The organism is Camelimonas lactis (assembly GCF_004342915.1).
In the GTDB taxonomy this organism is placed as follows: domain Bacteria; phylum Pseudomonadota; class Alphaproteobacteria; order Rhizobiales; family Beijerinckiaceae; genus Camelimonas; species Camelimonas lactis.
The window spans coordinates 41,456-57,463 of record NZ_SLWL01000019.1; the positions used below are offsets into that span (position 1 = coordinate 41,456).

The following is a 16,008-nucleotide window of genomic DNA, read 5'->3' on the forward strand; positions in this document are numbered from 1 at the left end:
GGGGGCGCTGGCCGGGCGTGTTTCCGGAAGGACGCCTCAGCCTGCCGCTTTTGCGGCGGCGCGGCCGCTCTGCCGGCCCGAAAACAGGCAGCCGCCGAGAAACGTGCCCTCCAGCGCCCGGTAGCCGTGCATGCCGCCGCCGCCAAACCCCGAAGCCTCTCCCGCCGCATACAGGCCTGGAATGATCTGGCCGTCGTCGCCGAATACGCGGCCGTCCATGTCGGTTTCGAGGCCCCCCAGCGTCTTGCGGGTCAGGATGTTGAGCCGCACGGCGATCAGTGGGCCGTGCCTGGGGTCGAGCAGGCGGTGCGGAGCGGCGGTGCGAACCAGCCTGTCGCCCAGATAACGGCGGGCATTGTGGATGCCCATGATCTGGCTGTCCTTGGCGTAGGCATTGGCCAGTTGCAGATCACGGGCCTCCACCTCGCGCCGGGCCCGTTCAGGGTCGAGCATGCCGTCGCCAGCCAGCCGTTGCATGCCGGCGAGCAGGTCGTCGATGGCGCCGGCCACGACGAAATCGGCCCCGTGCTGTTTGAACGCCTCAACGGGGCCGGTGGCCCGCCTGCCGATGGCCCGGCGCGCCACCAGCCGCCAGTCGCGCCCGGTGAGATCGGGGTTCTGTTCCGAGCCGGAAAGGGCGAATTCCTTGCGAATGATTGATTGGGTGAGGATGAACCAGGAGTAATCGGCGCCGGTCTGGCGCAGGTGCGCCAGCGTTCCCAGGGTGTCATAACCGGGATAGCAGGGCGCCGGCAGGCGGGCGCCGTGGGCATCCAGCCACAGGGAGGACGGGCCAGGCAGGATGCGGATGCCGTGACCGGGCCAGATCGGGTCCCAGTTCTGAAGGCCCTCCACGTAATGCCACATGCGGTCGCCATTGATCAGCCGGGCGCCGGCCGTCTGGGCGATGCCCAGCATGCGGCCGTCCACGTGGGCGGGAACGCCAACGACCATGCGCGCCGGCGGCGTTCCCAGCCGGGCTGGCCATGCCTGGCGCACCAGCTCGGGATTGCCGCCGACGCCGCCGCTGGCGACAATCACGGAAGGGGCGGAGAAGGCGAATTCACCGGTGATTTCGCGATTGCTGCTGACGCCGCGCGGCGCATCGTCGTCGGCCAGCACCGCGCCGCGCGCGCCCGTAACGGCGCCGCCGGAGCGCGTCAGTTCGTCCACGCGATGGCGAAAGCAGAAGCGGATCAGGCCCTGGGTTTCGGCCGCCAGCGCCCGCCGAGCGAACAGTTCAACCACGCCCGGCCCCGTTCCCCAGGTGACGTGGAAGCGCGGAACCGAATTGCCGTGGCCCAGGGCGCTGGCGCCGCCCCGTTCAGCCCAGCCGACGATGGGGAAAATGCGGTGGCCCATGGCGCGCAGCCAGGCGCGCTTTTCGCCGGCCGCCCACGCCACATAGCTTTCGGCCCAGCGCCGCGGCCAGTGGTCTTCCGCGCGATCGAAGCCGGCGGCGCCCAGCCAGTCCCGCCAGGCGAGCTCCACGCTGTCGCGGACGCCCAGCCGCCGCTGCTCCGGGGTGTCGACCAGAAACAGGCCGCCAAGCGACCAGAAGGCCTGACCGCCGAGATTCTGGCGCGGCTCCTGATCGAGCACGATAACCCGCTTGCCCGCGTCGGCCAGTTCTGTGGCGGCGACGAGGCCGGCGAGGCCAGCGCCTATGACAATTGCATCCGCGTCCGCCATGGCGCTCCCTCCACAAGGCGCTTTAACCCAGGGGAGTGTGGCGCGCGCGGCCGGGTGGCGGCAAGCCGTGCTTTGGCAGGGGCGGCGAATCGTTTTGAGCGCCAGGCACGCGGGCGACCACGTGCATGTGCGTTGGCGCACGCGGGCGCTTGCCCCAGCGCCATAGACTGTTGTTGGTTGCATCATTATTCAGGGCCTGCTTCGCTGCCGGCCTCTGGCTTCCGGCTCCCCGCGTCGCCGCCCCGTCGGGCGGCTGCTTTTTTGCCACGGGCTTTCGGAGCTTCATTCCAGGAGCGTGGATTTCGCCATGTCGACCAGTCCCTATAGCGCGCGGGTTTCCATGCAGCTTGCGGCTGAAAGGCAAAAGGATGAGGCCCGGCGGGCGCAGGCTGACGCCAGCCGCGTGATGCGGCGCAAGAGCTTCCAGTTGGCGGCGGCGTGGCTGGAGAACGCCGTGATCGCGGCGGTTGACCGTTGCGTGGCGGAGTGTGGCGGCGCGGTCCTGATTGATTGCCGCAACAATTTCACTTCAGAGGCGCAGGACGCCTACAAGAATCCGCACGTGGTGTTTTCCATCCAGGAAACCGGCGGCATGGCCGGGACGCAGTACGAGGTGTTCGTGGCGCATAGTCTCGTCTGTGTTCACAGGATCCGCCATCACATGCGTCAGCCCGTGACCGTTCCCGGTTTCGCCGGGCCGCAACTGGTGGGCGCTGCGCCCATGGATCTCGGCGCGGCCATCGTGCGCCTTGCCCTGGAAGAACACCAGCGCGGCGCTTAGCTTCGCGCCAGCTTTTCGCGGAAAGAACATTTTTCTGATGGAGGGAGGGACGCGGCGTCCGGCAAAAGCGGGCGCCGCGTCGCCGCATCGGGCGGTCAGCCGGGCGGCATGGTGGTGACGCCGCGGCGCACCAGAGATTCCCAGCCTTCCTCCGCCGTATCGGCGTATTCGAACAGCTTGATATCTTCCGGCGAAATCGCGCCTTCTTCCACAAGGGCGTCGAAATTGATGATCCGCTGCCAGTAGGATTTGCCAAACAGCACGATGGGGATGCGCGGCGCCTTGCCGGTTTGCTGTAGCGTCAGCACCTCGAACAGTTCGTCCAGCGTGCCGTAGCCGCCAGGGAAGATCGCCAGGGCATTGGCGCGCATGGCCAGGTGCATCTTGCGCATGGCGAAGTAGTGAAACCGCAGCGTCAGTTCCGGCGTCGAATAGGGGTTGGGGCGCTGCTCATGCGGCAGGGTGATGTTGAAGCCGATGCTGGGCGCGCGCACGTCGGCGGCGCCCCGGTTGGCGGCTTCCATAATGCCCGGGCCGCCGCCGGTGGCGATGACATTGTCGCGCCAGCGGTTGCGGGGCGCGAAGGCGCCGCCGCGTTCGGAAGCAATGCGGCCGAACTCACGCGCCTCGTCGTAGTAGCGCGACTGGCCGCGCATCCACGCGACATGCTTCTGTTCGTCGGGAGTGCGCGCCGCGGCGGCGGCTGTTTCGACCTGCTCGGGCGAAGGGATGCGGGCGCTGCCGAACACGATGATGGTGGAGCGGATGCCCCAGTCCCGCAGGGTCAGCTCCGCCTTGGCGAATTCAAGTCCAAAGCGGAAGGCGCGCATCTCGTCGCGCAGCAGGAAATCCGTATCCTCAACGGCCAGCATGTAGCTTTTCGACAGGCCATTGCCGCCTGGAGCCGCGCCATTCTCCACATTATCCACCATCAGTTTTTCAGCATCCTCTGGTTCGTCGGCCGGCCCGGTCCCATGCCCGCGCGGGCGCCCGGCCGCAGTTCTTCTCCGGCGTTACAGGTTCCTGCGCCCTGTTACCGCTTCCCGCGCCGCAGGCGGCCCTGGCCGCACTCTGGATGGCGGGGCGGGGTGCGTCAATCACCGGCTGGATGGCCCGAAAAGGCCCCGTGAAGCCGGTGAACAGAACCGGAAGCGCGGCGTGCTGGCGGCGAACCCGCGCCTGAAAAACCGCCGGCGGGGGCGTCGCTCGCAAACATCGTCTGCAAACATCGTCTACGAGCATGACCCGCGAGCATCGCCGGCGCCCGGGCGCCAATAAAAATGGCCCGCGCCAGGAGCGCGGGCCATGATGTCGCCAGCAGGACTGACGGCGGGTTACTTCTTCTTTGTTTCGGTCACGGCGGAAATCACGCCGCCTTCAGCCACCCAGCGGTCGCCCTTGAACACCATGATCTGAAGCTCTTCGAGCGGGAAGTGGTCGGTTTCCGAGGTCTTCATGGTCAGGCCATTGTAGACCATGCGCGGCGCGAAGCCGTCGAGGCTCAGGGCCTGCTTCATGACGTTCTCGCGGGTGAGGTTATCGCCTGCCTGACGCAGCACGTGGGTCATGGCGTCGGCCATTGCGTAGCCGATGGCGTAAAGGCTGTTGTTGATGTCGCCATCCGGCATGTATTTGGCCATGAACTCCTTGAACTGCTTGACCTCGGCGTCATTGGCCAGGGTTGGATCGCTCGCGTCCTTGATGAAGGTGGCGGTAATCGCTCCCTGGGCGTTCTCAAGGCCGGCCGGAACCAGCACGGCGCCGACCTGGGAGGCGACGTTGTTCAGGATGTGAACCGGGCGCCAGTTCAGCTCGCCAAGTTTGCGGGTCGACTGGGCGGCGAACTTCGGCGTCGCCAGATTGAGGAACAGGTCGGCGCCGGAAGCCTTCAGCTTCACCATCTGCGAGTCGACCGTCGCGTCCGACAGGTCGTAGGGCGCCTCGGCGACGATCATCGAGACCTTGTCGCCCAGGCCATCCTTCACGCCCTTGTAAATGTCCTTGCCGTAATCATCGTTCTGCACCAGCACGGCGATTTTGGCGTTGGGGTATTTTTCCTTGATCAGATTGGCGTAGACGCGGCCTTCGGATTCGTAGGACGGGTTGAAGGGCAGGGTCCACGGATGGGCCTTGGGGTCCGCGCCGAAACGGGTGCCGCCCGACGACAGGAACAGGTGCGGGACCTTCTTCGCGTTCACATATTTCATGATCGCGGTGTTGGAGGGTGTGCCGAGCGTGCCGAACAGCGCCAGCACTTCATCGCTCTCGATCAACTTGCGGGCCTGTTCCACGGCTTTCGGCGGGCTGTAGGCGTCGTCGTAGCTGATGAATTTGATCTTGCGGCCGTTAACGCCGCCCTGATCGTTGATCATGCGGAAATAGGCGTCCATGGTCTTGCCGACCACGCCATAGGCGGACACCGGCCCGCTGTAAGGGACGAAATTGCCGATCCTGATCTCGGTGTCGGAGGCGCCGGGGCCATATTTCTTTTCGGCGTGGGCCGGGCCGGCCATGGCGAAGGCGGCGACCGTGGTGGCCATCAGACTGGCGATGAACGTGCGTTTGGTCAGGCGCATCAAGCTCTCCCTGGAAGTTCTGATTTGACCGGAGGCGCGAGCCCCGGCGTTTTGAGGTCGCAGGTGGGCGGCGAAGCGGCGACTCCGCGCGCGATCCCGTCTGCTCTCCAGCAGCCGTCTAGAGCAAAAAGCCCTGAGCTTGAACTCGAAAACTTGCCGCCTGGGCGCGCGCCGCCAGGCGAGCGGCGCCCCGTTCGATAGGCGCCGCCCCGGCCAGCTGCGCAAACCGGCTGCCTTTTGTCGCATGGTTTCCGGGGCTTCGCTTTCCCGGATGGCGGCGCGGGCATGCGCCCGCATGCGCTTGACAGCGGCCGGAGGCAAAAGCATTGTCCAGGTGGATAAAAAATATATGGGAGGAACAGCTGCAAGGAGGCTTCAGGCCGCCTCGCGCATCCAGGCCTGTTGCGCGCCGTGTTGCCCGCGCGCCGGCCGTACACTCCACCCATGCAAACTGTCATCCGTGAACCTGCGCCACCGCACGGGGCGCCGGGTCGCGTTCTGTCGCGCCTGCCTGGGCCGCCATGAACTTCATGGCGGCCAACGACGGTCAACCTGAAGGATCCTGTCTGTGACGCCGCCCTACAAGAAGCTCGACCGTTCGTTGCGGAACCGCATTGTTTTCGTCACCGGCGCGGCCAGCGGCATGGGCGCCGCGACGGCCCGCGCCTTTGCTGACGAAGGCGCGCGGGTGGCGGTGGTCGACATTCGCGCCGACGGCGCGGAAACCGTGGCGGCGGCCATCCGCGCCGATGGCGGCGACGCCCGGGCCTTCGCCCTCGACGTGGCCGATGCGGAGGCCGTGAAGCGGGTGGTGGACGAGGCGGCGACGCATTTCGGCGGGCTGGACTGCCTGGTCGCCAACGCCGGCATCTCGGTTTACGCGCCGATCGACGCGCCGGACTATGATGAACGTTGGGCGCAGGGGCTCGCCGTGTTGCTCACCGCCCAGCAGCGTCTGGTGCGAGCCGCGTTGCCCTGGCTGCGCAAATCCGACGCGGCGCGCATCGTCACCATCGCCTCCACCGAAGCGCTCGGGGCCACGGCCGGCCACAGCGCCTATTCCGCAGCAAAGGCCGGCGTCACCGGCCTGACCCGTTCACTGGCGGTGGAGCTGGGACGCGAGGGCATCACCGTCAACTGCATCTGTCCAGGGCCGATCGAAACGGGGATGACCGCCGACATTCCGGATGAGAGCAAGCAGAAATACGCCCGCATCCGCACCGCCATGCGCCGCTATGGCCGCCCGGAAGAGGTGGCGCACATGACGCTGAGCCTGTGCCTGCCCGCCGCCTCATATCTGACGGGCGTGGTGATCCCGGTGGACGGCGGCCTCATGGCGCGCAACGCCTGACAGGCCGACGCCCGGCTTTTCCAGTATTCACCGGAGCGCGGCGCGTTTTCAGATGGCCCGCAGACGGCCCGTCGCCGCGCCCGCGTCCCGGTCAATGTCAACGACAACGAACCCTCCGGAGTTAACAGCAGTCATGTCGACCCGTTTCCTGTCCCGCCGCGCGCTGATGGCCGCGGCGGCCGCGTCCGTGCTTGTGTCCGCCACCGCGCTGGCGGCGGAGAAAAAATACGACGCTGGCGCCAGCGATACCGAGATCAGGATTGGCAACACCTATCCCTACAGCGGTCCGGCGTCGTCATACGGCATCATGGGCGCCACGGAGGCGGCCTACTTCAAGATGGTCAACGAACAGGGCGGCATTAACGGCCGCAAGGTGAAGTTCATCAGCTATGACGACGCCTACAGCCCGCCCAAGGCGGTGGAGCAGACCCGCAAGCTGGTGGAAAACGACGAAGTTCTGGCGATCTTCAACACTTTCGGCAGCCCGGCCAACAGCGCCATCCAGCGTTATCTGAACGCCAAAAAGGTGCCGCAGCTGTTCCTGGCCACCGGCGCCTCGAAGTTTAATGATCCGAAGAACTTCCCGTGGACCATGGGCTTCCAGCCCAATACGCGCGATGAGGCGCATGTTTACGTCGACTTCATCAAGAAGGAGCGGCCCAACGCGAAGGTAGCGATCCTCTACCAGAACGACGACTTCGGCAAAGATTACCTGGAAGGCGTGAAGGAAGCGCTGGGCGCGGACTACAAGAAATATGTCGTCGCCGAGGTGGCTTACGACATCTCCGAGCCGACGGTGGATTCGCAGCTTTTGCGGATGCAGGCGTCCGGCGCCGATACGGTGCTCAGCTTCTCCACGCCGAAATTTACCGCCCAGAGCATTCGCAAGATGGCGGCGCTGAACTGGAAGCCCCTGCACATCGTCGCCACGGCCAGCGCTTCGGCGGCGATGGTGATGCGCCCGGCCGGCCTGGAGAACTCCCAGGGCGTGATCACCTCGTCCTACATGATGTCGCCGGACGATCCGGGCTGGAATGACAACGCGGACATGAAGGCCTGGCGGGCGTTCATGGAGAAGTACATGCCGGGCGCCGACATGGGCAACAGCGGCCACATGTACGGCTATGTGGTTTCCCAGGCCATGCACAAGGTGCTGGAAGCCGCAGGCGACAACCTGACCCGTGAGAACATCATGAAGCAGGCCAGCAACCTGAAGAATGTTCACATCAAGGGCTTCCTGCCAGGCATCACCCTCAACACCGCGCCTGGCGACCATGCGCCGGTCAAGCAGATGCAGATGGTCCGCTTCAAGGGCGAGGGCTGGGAGCGCTTCGGCGACGTGCTGGGCGCGGCGAGCAAGCCGGCTCACTAAAACGCTCTCCGGCAGGCCGCGCCTTGGCGGCGCGGCCTGGGCGCATCCAGGCTGACGGCGCCGGGATGCGCCGTGCCGGCTGATCTGGCGCGCTGCGCCAGAACGACCTCGCCAGGCGGCCGGATGGCTGCCCGGCTCCCGCCGCCCGTCCGGGATGCGCCGGAGCGTCCGCCTCGTCGCCGGCGCCGGTTTTCCGCCGCCATCACGCGGATGTTGGCGCTGCGCGTCTTCCATGGAACTGGCGACCATTCCACTGTGTTGCGACAGAAGCGCGGTCATTCCCGCCCGCGCGCCTGACCGGGACGCCTGTGTGACCACACCGCAAATCCTGTCCGTCGTAACCCTGATCGCCATGATGGCCATGTTCATCTGGGGGCGGTTCAGGTACGACGTCACCGCCTGTATCGCCCTGATCGCCGCCGTCGCCATCGGCATTGTCCCACCGGCGGACGCCTTCAAGGGCTTCTCGGACGACATCGTCATTATCGTCGCCTCGGCGCTGGTGATCTCCGCTGGCGTGCAGCGTTCCGGGGTAATCGAGCTGGCGCTGTCGCTGGCCGCGCCGCGACTGACGCGGGTGCGCACGCAGTTGCTGGCGCTGACCGTGACCGTTGGGGTCGCTTCCGGCCTGGTGAAGAATGTCGGCGCCCTGGCGATGCTGATGCCGGCGGCCTTCCAGATGGCGCGCAAGAGCAAGGTCAGCCCGTCGGTGTTCCTGATGCCGATGGCCTTCGCCTCCCTGCTTGGCGGCCTGACGACGCTGGTTGGCACCTCGCCCAACATCATCGTCAGCCGCGTGCGCGAGGAGATGACCGGCAAGCCGTTCAGCATGTTCGATTACTTTCCGACCGGTTTTGGCCTGCTCATCGCCGGACTGGTCTTCCTTGCGTTCGGCTACCGGCTGCTTCCCCGCGACCGACGCGCGCCGCCGGACCTGAGCGACGCCCTTGATATCCGGGGCTATTGCACGGAGGCGTCGATCGGCGAGGGGTCGCCGGCGATCGACGAAATGGCGCAGGATTTCGCCGCCCGCCATCAGGGCGAGGTCACCATCGTCTCGGTGCTGCGCGGCCGGCTGCGCAGCTCCGCCTCGCCATTCACGGTTTTGCGCAAGGGCGACACGCTGATCCTCACCGGCGAGCCCGACGCCCTCGAGCGGGCTATCGCTCACGACCGGCTCACCCTGGCGGGCCAGGATCGCGAGGCGCCAAAGGGGGCTGAGGGCGACGAGGTGGCGGTTGTCGAGGTGGTGGTGAACGCCAGTTCGTCACTGATTGGCCAGACGGCGGAGCGCCTGCGGCTGCAACAGCGACACGGCGTCAATATCATCGCCATTTCCCGTTCGGGGGAGCGGCTGCCGCGCCAGCTTGGAGCGACGACGCTGCAGGCCGGCGACGTGATCGTGTTGCAGGGCCCCCGCAGCATCCTGCCGGAGAAGATGCGCCATCTCGGGCTTCTGCCCCTGGCGGATCGCGCCCTGCGCCTGGGCAGCGCCCGCGCCGGCTGGGCGCCGCTGATCATTCTGGCGGCGGCGATGCTGGCCACCGCGACGGGCGTCGTTCCCGTGGCCATCGCTTTTTTCGCCGCGGCTGGCCTGATCGTGGTGAGCGGGGCGCTGACCCTGCGCGACGCCTATGATGCGGTCGAGTGGCCGATCCTGATCATGCTGGCGGCGTTGATACCTGTCAGCGATTCCTTACGCTCCACGGGCGCCTCGCAGATTATCGCCACCCATCTGGCCAGCGTGGCCACGGCATTGCCAGGTTGGGGCGCGGTGGTGTTGATCATGGTCGTGGCCATGGCTGTGACGCCGTTCCTCAACAACGCAGCCACGGTGATGGTGATGGCGCCAATCGCGGCGGTGTTCGCGAAGGACCTGGGCTATCGCCCTGAAGCGTTCCTGATCGCCACGGCGATCGGCGCCGGCTGCGACTTTCTCACGCCCATCGGTCACCAGTGCAACACGCTGGTGTTTGGCCCTGGAGGCTACAAATTCTCCGATTACGCCCGGCTCGGGGCGCCGCTGTCCCTGCTGGTCGTGCTGGTGGGCGCGCCGCTGGTGCTCTGGTTCTGGCCGCTGCATTAGGGATGGCTGGCCCGACCTCCGGGCCTGGCGTATCTGGCCGGAGCCCTGGCGGCGTTCACGGAAATGTGTCGATCGGCCCCAGGCCGCGCCACGTCCGGGGGAGGGGGCCGATCATTCAGGACGTGGCGAACGCGCGGGGCTTGCGACGTGATGATCGCCCTGGCCATGGCGCTACAGGTCATGGCGCTACAGGTCATGGTTCGCTCGCCATGGGGCGCTGATCATCGGTCGCTGGTCATGGGGCCGCTGGTCATGGGCCGCCTGGCCCTGCTGGCGGGGGCGCCTCGGAAGGGACCGGCCGATGACGCCATGCTATGTCCAGAATTCGCGTGCTGAATCAGCCGAAGCCCGAACCAGGGCATGGAGGTTAAGGAGTTTCCGGATGGTGGAGATGCAACACAGGGGCCGGTCGACGCCGGCAAGGCTGGCGGGCGCCCCCAGGGCCGTGGTTCTGGCGGCGGTGGCGATGCTCGGGGCAGGCGGCGCCCTGATGGCGACGACGTCCGGCGCGGCCGCCTGGTGTCGTGGTCCGGGTTGCTATGGCCCGCCGCCGGCGGCCGGCGTGATCGGCGGACTGGCCATTGGCGCGCTGGCCGGCGCGGCCGCCGCCGGTGCGCTGGCGCCGCCGCCCCCGCCGCCGCCGGTCGTCTACGACGAGGGCCCGGAATGCTACATGACGTCACGCCGCGTCTGGGTTGAAGGCCTGGGTTGGCGCCGTCGCCAGATCGAGGTCTGCGACTGATCGCGTCAGGTTACGACGGGTCGTGTGCTACGACGCGTTTCTGCGGACCGCTCCCCGGCAGATATCAGGTGGCGGTGCGATATTGGTGCGTATAAATCAGTATAATCCTAGGATCCCGGTGCTTTCGCGCCGGGATTTTTGTTGTGACTACATTTCGCCATAGTCATATGAAGATAATTACGTGATCAGGTTTGGTTTGATCGTTCTCTCCGTTACGGGAGGCTTGACGATGTCTGTGCCTGCTTTGAGATTCGCGCATACCGGGCTGTCCATGCGTCCGTGGGTGCTTCCAGCCGCCGTGCTGGCCGGTCTGCTGATCTGCATGCCAGCCCCGGTGGAGGCCCAGGGATTTCGCCATGGCGGCGGGCCGCATTTCGGCGGTCCCCGTTTTGGCGGGCCGCATTTCGGCGGCCCAGGCTTTCGTCCAGGCGGTTTCAGGCCAATGGGGCTGAGGCCGGGATGGGGTGGGCCCCGGCCATACTTCCATCCCGGGCCGGTCCTGCGACCTGGCTGGCGGCCCTATCCGGGGTGGGGCTACCGGCCCGCGTACTGGCGTCCCTATTACCGCCCCTACTATTACTATGGACCCGCCTATTGGGGCGGCGGCCCGTATTACTGGAACGACGGCTACTGGAACGCTGGCTATCCGATCGCGGCGGGGATTGCCATCGGCGCGGCGGCCGCGGCGGCCAGCCACCCCACCTATACGACCGTATACACCCACGCCCCGTGTTATCGCGCGCCGAGGCGCGTGCTGGATCACGGACGCTGGGTGCGGCGGGTGGTCACCATCTGCTACGACAGGTGACCGCCCTGGCCCCCCCCGGGCGCATGCGGCAAAAGAAAAGGAGGCGGGGATTGGCTCCCCGCCTCCTTTGTTTCTGGCCCATCAGGCGCTTCTGGCCGCCCGGGTTCCGGGGATGGGTCTATTTGGTGTCGAAGGTCTCGATGTCCCGATCCTTCGTCTCCGGCACGCAGATCAGACCGATGATGAAGGTGGCGACCGCGATGACGATCGGATACCAGAGGCCGTAGTAGATATCGCCCGTCTGCGCCACCATGGCGAAAGCCGTCGCCGGCAGCAGGCCGCCAAACCAGCCGTTGCCGATATGATAGGGCAGCGACATCGAGGTGTAGCGGATGCGCGTGGGGAACAGCTCCACCAGCGCGGCGGCGATCGGCCCGTAAACCATCGTCACCAGCAGGACGAGGATGAACAGCAGTCCGATCACGCCCGCCACCTGCGGGCGGAAAACGTCGAACGGATGCGCCATCTTCACCACGCCGGCCTGGGCCGCGGCGAGCGGATAACCAGCCTGTTGCAGCGCCGCCGATAGCGTCGTCCTGAAGTTGGCGTCCCACGGCACTGTCACGTCGTTGACCCGCACCGAAACCGGCGATCCGGCCGGGGCCGGCTCCGTGGTGTAGCGCACCGATGATTTGGCCAGGAAATCGCGGGCCAGATCACAGGGGGCGGTGAACACCCGGGTGCCGACGGGATTGAACAGGTTGCCGCACTGGGCCGGATCGGCGACCACCGTCACCTTGACGTTCTCGATGGCGCGCTCGAGCGCGGGGTTGGCCAGGGTGGTGATCTGCTTGAACACCGGGAAGTAGAGAATGGCGGCGATCAGGCAACCGGCCAGGATGATCGGCTTGCGGCCGACCTTGTCGGACAGCCAGCCGAAGAACACGAAAAAGCCGGTTCCCAGCACCAGCGACCAGGCAATCAGCAGGTTTGAGGTGTAGCCATCCACCTTGACGATCGATTGCAGGAAGAACAGCGCGTAGAACTGGCCCGTATACCAGACGACGCCCTGACCGGCGACGAGGCCGAACAGCGCGATCAGCACGAACTTGAGGTTGCGCCATTCGCCAAAGGCTTCCGAAAGCGGCGCCTTGGAGCGGGTGCCTTCTTCCTTCATGCGCCTGAAAGCGGGGGATTCATCCAGCTGGGTGCGGATCCAGACCGAGATGGCAAGCAGGATGATCGACACCAGGAACGGAATGCGCCAGCCCCAGTCCGCGAAAGCCTGCTCGCCGACAATGGTGCGGGTGAACAGGATGACCAGCAGCGACAGGAACAGCCCGAGGGTCGCCGTCGTCTGGATCCAGGACGTATAGTAACCGCGCCGGCCATGGGGGGCGTGCTCGGCGACATAGGTGGCGGCGCCGCCATACTCGCCGCCGAGGGCGAGGCCCTGGAGCAGGCGCAGGGTGATGAGGATGATGGGCGCCAGAATGCCGATGCTGGCGGCGTTGGGCAGGACGCCAACGATGAAGGTCGACAGGCCCATGATCAGGATGGTGATCAGGAAGGTATACTTGCGGCCGACCAGGTCGCCGATGCGGCCGAACACAAGGGCGCCGAACGGTCTGACAAGAAAGCCCGCCGCGAAGGCGAGCAGGGCGAAGATATCACGGGTGGCGGGGGGATAGGCGCTGAAGAACTGCGCGCCAATGATCGCAGCCAGCGATCCATAAAGATAGAAATCGTACCACTCGAAAACCGTGCCAAGCGAGGAGGCGAAGACAACCTTCTTCTCCTCCCGGGTCATGGGGCGCCGCGTGGCCACGCCCCGTGATACACCTGCTTGTATTGTCATTCCAACCTCCCTGAACGTCGTGCTGATGCTGACGCGCCTGGCCCTGGGGCAGGCTTCCGGGCTGGTCTCACCCGGTGAAGGTCATGGCTGGCATGACGCCCGGGCGACCAGTCGTGGTCGCGGGTGGAAGGCTAGTTTCCGTGTGACGCCGTGTCGCTCAGTAATAAGTATATCAGTAATAGGTCTAATAATGATTGTCCGTGATATGGATGTGTTTTTGTATATTTTCCATTGAGGTCAGGGGGCCCTGCGCCGGATACTCCGGGCCGGTCTGGGTGGCGGCGGCCGGCTGGATGATGGCCCCGCGAAGATCGCGCCCAACAAGGCGTCGTTCACGCAAACTTCCGCCACGCAGATCTCCCCACGCAGATCTCCGCCCACGCAACCCGCCGCCCGGCAAGGCTTCAACGCGGTCGGCGCGCCTGTCGGTTCCGTCCGGCGGAAGCTTTGGCCTAGTTAATCCGTCTCAATCCATCTCAATCCGCCTTGGGCGGGCAGGCGCGCGCCACCGCGTAAAGCGAGATGGCCGCGGCGTTCGAGACATTGAGGCTCTTGATGCGTCCTGGCATGTCGAGGCGCGCCAGGGCCTGACACCGCTGGCGCGTCAGCTGGCGCAGGCCCTTGCCCTCCGCGCCCAGCACCAGGGCGAGCGGGCGGCGCATGGGTACGTCCTCGAGAACCGACTCGCCCTCCGAATCAAGGCCGATGCACATCACCCCGCGCTCGCCCATGGTTTGCAGGGCGCCAGCCAGATTGCGCACGGTGACGATCGGCACGTATTCCAGTCCGCCCGAAGCCGATTTGGCGAGCACGCCGGTGGCGGCGGGGCTGTGCCGCGCGGTGGTGATGATGGCGCTGACGCCGAACGCCGCCGCCGTGCGCACGATGGCGCCGACGTTGTGGGGATCGGTGATCTGGTCGAGCACGAGGAAGACGCCATCCTGCGGCATCGATTCGATGGTGGGGGCGTCGAGCGGCTCAACCTCGGCGTATAATCCCTGGTGCACCGCATCCGGCCCCACCAGGCGGTCAATCTGTTCAGGGCGGACAATCTCGGCGGTTATGGCCGGGAAAAGGCCCGCCTCCTGCAGGCGGCGCTGGGCGTTCTCCGTCACCAGCAGGCGCAGGAAGGCGCGGTTGCTGTTGGCGATCGCTTCCGCCACCGGCCGCCAGCCGTACAGCACCACCGTGTCTTCCGCGTGCTCTGGCCGGTTGGCCTTCCATTCCGCCCGGGCTGCTTCACGCCGGGCATGATCTGGCCGGCGCCTGGGGCCACCGGGGGCCTGGTTGCGACGATGGGGGGGCGGCCTGTTGGCGGACATGGGCGTTTTCCAGGGAATGGCCTTCGCGGCGCCACGGAACGCCTGCCGCACATGGCGGGTGAAAGCCTGAATAGCGCGGCTGTTCTGCACGCTTTGCAACCGGTTGTCGACCTCTGGCGCTGCCGTCGCGGCGGGCCGCGCCAGGCGGTAATCCACATGTCCTGACAATTTGCGCGACCGGGGGCGTTGACAGCGTCGGCCGCTCTCCGCATAAGAGCGCCACGTTGCTGCGGCGCTTCGCTGGCGGCGACGGACCCGGGGTGCTGGCGAGCATCCCGCGGACATTCCGGACGATGAGGAGGGATGCCCGAGTGGTTAAAGGGGACGGACTGTAAATCCGTTGGCTACGCCTACGTTGGTTCGAATCCAACTCCCTCCACCATCGGCTCCGGAATAGTTTCTTGCGTCAGCACATATCCAGGGCATAATCCCGGCGGACCGGGGCTGGCGCGGTTATATTCGCCACCGGCGCGCGGGTGTAGCTCAATGGTAGAGCAGCAGCCTTCCAAGCTGAATACGAGGGTTCGATTCCCTTCACCCGCTCCACTCCCGGACATTTTCTTCAAAATACCCCTCATGACGTCGGCGTCACGGCGTGCTGGAACGCTTTCCTTGTGAACGTCACGTTCGCCGGCAAGCTTCGCGCCGGTTGGGTCTTGAAAAGAAAGCGCATCGACTGCATGTCCGCGCAAGTTTGATTTTGCAAACCACACCCGGAATTTGCTAGGGAAGCGCGCGTCGCAGCCCCCGGCGGCAAAAACCTGCCGGGGACGGGCGCGGCGATGCTCCCGGGGCACAGTTGTCGGGAATGTTTCCCGTAACAGGAAAGCAAGATGGCCAAAGAGAAATTTTCGCGGACGAAGCCGCACTGCAACATTGGCACGATCGGCCACGTTGACCACGGCAAGACGTCACTGACCGCTGCGATCACGAAGGTTCTTGCGGAGAGCGGCGGGGCGTCGTTCACGGCGTATGACCAGATTGACAAGGCTCCGGAAGAGAAGGCGCGCGGCATCACGATCTCGACGTCGCACGTTGAGTACGAGACGGCGAACCGTCACTACGCGCACGTGGACTGCCCCGGGCACGCCGACTACGTGAAGAACATGATCACGGGCGCGGCGCAGATGGACGGCGCGATCCTGGTTGTGTCGGCGGCTGACGGCCCGATGCCGCAGACGCGCGAGCACATCCTTCTGGCGCGTCAGGTTGGCGTTCCGGCGCTGGTCGTGTTCATGAATAAGGTCGACCAGGTTGACGACGCCGAGCTTCTTGAGCTGGTCGAGCTTGAGATCCGCGAGCTTCTGTCGAAGTACGAGTTCCCCGGCGACGACATTCCGATCGTCAAGGGCTCGGCGCTGATGGCGCTTGAGGACAAGTCTCCCGAGATCGGCCGCGACGCTGTGCTGAAGCTGATGGAAGAGGTTGACGCCTACATTCCGCAGCCGGAGCGTCCGGTTGACCAGCCGTTCCTGATGCC

At 65.9% G+C, this 16,008-nt stretch carries 12 protein-coding genes and 2 tRNA genes; 9 read left to right on the forward strand and 5 right to left on the reverse strand.

Annotated elements, in window-relative coordinates; genetic code table 11:
- Positions 1–36: 36 nt before the first annotated feature.
- Positions 37–1,692: an FAD-binding dehydrogenase gene (locus EV666_RS16110; RefSeq protein ID WP_132010418.1), complete on the reverse strand. Its 1,656-nt coding sequence runs from the start codon at positions 1,690–1,692 to the stop codon at positions 37–39.
- A gap of 307 nt (positions 1,693–1,999) precedes the next feature.
- Here EV666_RS16110 and EV666_RS16115 point away from each other — a divergent pair, with 307 nt between their 5' ends.
- Positions 2,000–2,473 carry a hypothetical protein gene (locus tag EV666_RS16115; RefSeq protein ID WP_132010420.1) on the forward strand — a complete coding sequence of 158 codons (474 nt, stop codon included), beginning with the start codon at positions 2,000–2,002 and terminating at the stop codon, positions 2,471–2,473.
- Positions 2,474–2,568: 95 nt separating this feature from the next.
- Here EV666_RS16115 and EV666_RS16120 read toward each other — a convergent pair whose 3' ends face one another.
- Together EV666_RS16120 and EV666_RS16125 are read right to left on the reverse strand one after the other, a co-directional pair.
- Positions 2,569–3,405, reverse strand: coding sequence for an LOG family protein (locus EV666_RS16120; RefSeq protein WP_132010422.1), 837 nt, complete (start codon positions 3,403–3,405; stop codon positions 2,569–2,571).
- Between the two features lie 402 nt (positions 3,406–3,807).
- Positions 3,808–5,049, reverse strand: coding sequence for an ABC transporter substrate-binding protein (locus EV666_RS16125; protein WP_132010424.1), 1,242 nt, complete (start codon positions 5,047–5,049; stop codon positions 3,808–3,810).
- Between the two features lie 568 nt (positions 5,050–5,617).
- Between EV666_RS16125 and EV666_RS16130 the strand changes: the two genes are divergently transcribed.
- The 5 genes from EV666_RS16130 to EV666_RS16150 all read left to right on the forward strand — a co-directional run bounded on the left by EV666_RS16130 (position 5,618) and on the right by EV666_RS16150 (position 11,408).
- Complete coding sequence (locus EV666_RS16130; protein WP_245514488.1) at positions 5,618–6,400, forward strand: SDR family NAD(P)-dependent oxidoreductase; 783 nt, start codon at positions 5,618–5,620, stop codon at positions 6,398–6,400.
- A 133-nt stretch (positions 6,401–6,533) separates the two neighbouring features.
- Positions 6,534–7,772 carry an ABC transporter substrate-binding protein gene (locus tag EV666_RS16135; RefSeq protein WP_132010426.1) on the forward strand — a complete coding sequence of 413 codons (1,239 nt, stop codon included), beginning with the start codon at positions 6,534–6,536 and terminating at the stop codon, positions 7,770–7,772.
- A 310-nt stretch (positions 7,773–8,082) separates the two neighbouring features.
- Positions 8,083–9,858, forward strand: a complete 1,776-nt coding sequence (locus tag EV666_RS16140; protein WP_132010428.1) for an SLC13 family permease — start codon at positions 8,083–8,085, stop codon at positions 9,856–9,858.
- Between the two features lie 382 nt (positions 9,859–10,240).
- The gene (locus EV666_RS18325; RefSeq protein ID WP_165910056.1) at positions 10,241–10,600 is read left to right on the forward strand and encodes a hypothetical protein; all 360 of its coding nucleotides are present in this window, start codon (positions 10,241–10,243) and stop codon (positions 10,598–10,600) included.
- Between the two features lie 229 nt (positions 10,601–10,829).
- A complete protein-coding gene (locus EV666_RS16150) occupies positions 10,830–11,408 on the forward strand; it encodes a hypothetical protein (protein WP_165910049.1) in 579 nt (192 codons plus the stop codon).
- A 118-nt stretch (positions 11,409–11,526) separates the two neighbouring features.
- Here EV666_RS16150 and EV666_RS16155 read toward each other — a convergent pair whose 3' ends face one another.
- Complete coding sequence (locus EV666_RS16155) at positions 11,527–13,206, reverse strand: MFS transporter (protein WP_245514489.1); 1,680 nt, start codon at positions 13,204–13,206, stop codon at positions 11,527–11,529.
- Between the two features lie 476 nt (positions 13,207–13,682).
- Positions 13,683–14,528, reverse strand: coding sequence for a 23S rRNA (guanosine(2251)-2'-O)-methyltransferase RlmB (rlmB, locus tag EV666_RS16160; protein WP_132010432.1), 846 nt, complete (start codon positions 14,526–14,528; stop codon positions 13,683–13,685).
- A gap of 297 nt (positions 14,529–14,825) precedes the next feature.
- On the opposite strand from rlmB, the gene EV666_RS16165 reads away from it, so the two are divergent.
- The 3 genes from EV666_RS16165 to EV666_RS16175 form a co-directional block, all read left to right on the forward strand.
- Positions 14,826–14,910: transfer RNA gene (locus EV666_RS16165), tRNA-Tyr, on the forward strand.
- Between the two features lie 90 nt (positions 14,911–15,000).
- Positions 15,001–15,074: transfer RNA gene (locus EV666_RS16170), tRNA-Gly, on the forward strand.
- A 287-nt stretch (positions 15,075–15,361) separates the two neighbouring features.
- The coding region (locus EV666_RS16175) for a GTP-binding protein (RefSeq protein WP_132010434.1) at positions 15,362–16,008 on the forward strand (647 nt) is incomplete at its 3' end.

Coding starts and splice junctions, on each gene's coding strand:
- EV666_RS16110 (WP_132010418.1), bottom strand. CDS start 1,692: ATGGCGGACGCGGATGCAATTGTCATAGGCGCTGGCCTCGCCGGCCTC.
- EV666_RS16115 (WP_132010420.1), top strand. CDS start 2,000: ATGTCGACCAGTCCCTATAGCGCGCGGGTTTCCATGCAGCTTGCGGCT.
- EV666_RS16120 (WP_132010422.1), bottom strand. CDS start 3,405: ATGGTGGATAATGTGGAGAATGGCGCGGCTCCAGGCGGCAATGGCCTG.
- EV666_RS16125 (WP_132010424.1), bottom strand. CDS start 5,049: ATGCGCCTGACCAAACGCACGTTCATCGCCAGTCTGATGGCCACCACG.
- EV666_RS16135 (WP_132010426.1), top strand. CDS start 6,534: ATGTCGACCCGTTTCCTGTCCCGCCGCGCGCTGATGGCCGCGGCGGCC.
- EV666_RS18325 (WP_165910056.1), top strand. CDS start 10,241: ATGGTGGAGATGCAACACAGGGGCCGGTCGACGCCGGCAAGGCTGGCG.
- EV666_RS16150 (WP_165910049.1), top strand. CDS start 10,830: ATGTCTGTGCCTGCTTTGAGATTCGCGCATACCGGGCTGTCCATGCGT.
- EV666_RS16155 (WP_245514489.1), bottom strand. CDS start 13,206: ATGACAATACAAGCAGGTGTATCACGGGGCGTGGCCACGCGGCGCCCC.
- rlmB (WP_132010432.1), bottom strand. CDS start 14,528: ATGTCCGCCAACAGGCCGCCCCCCCATCGTCGCAACCAGGCCCCCGGT.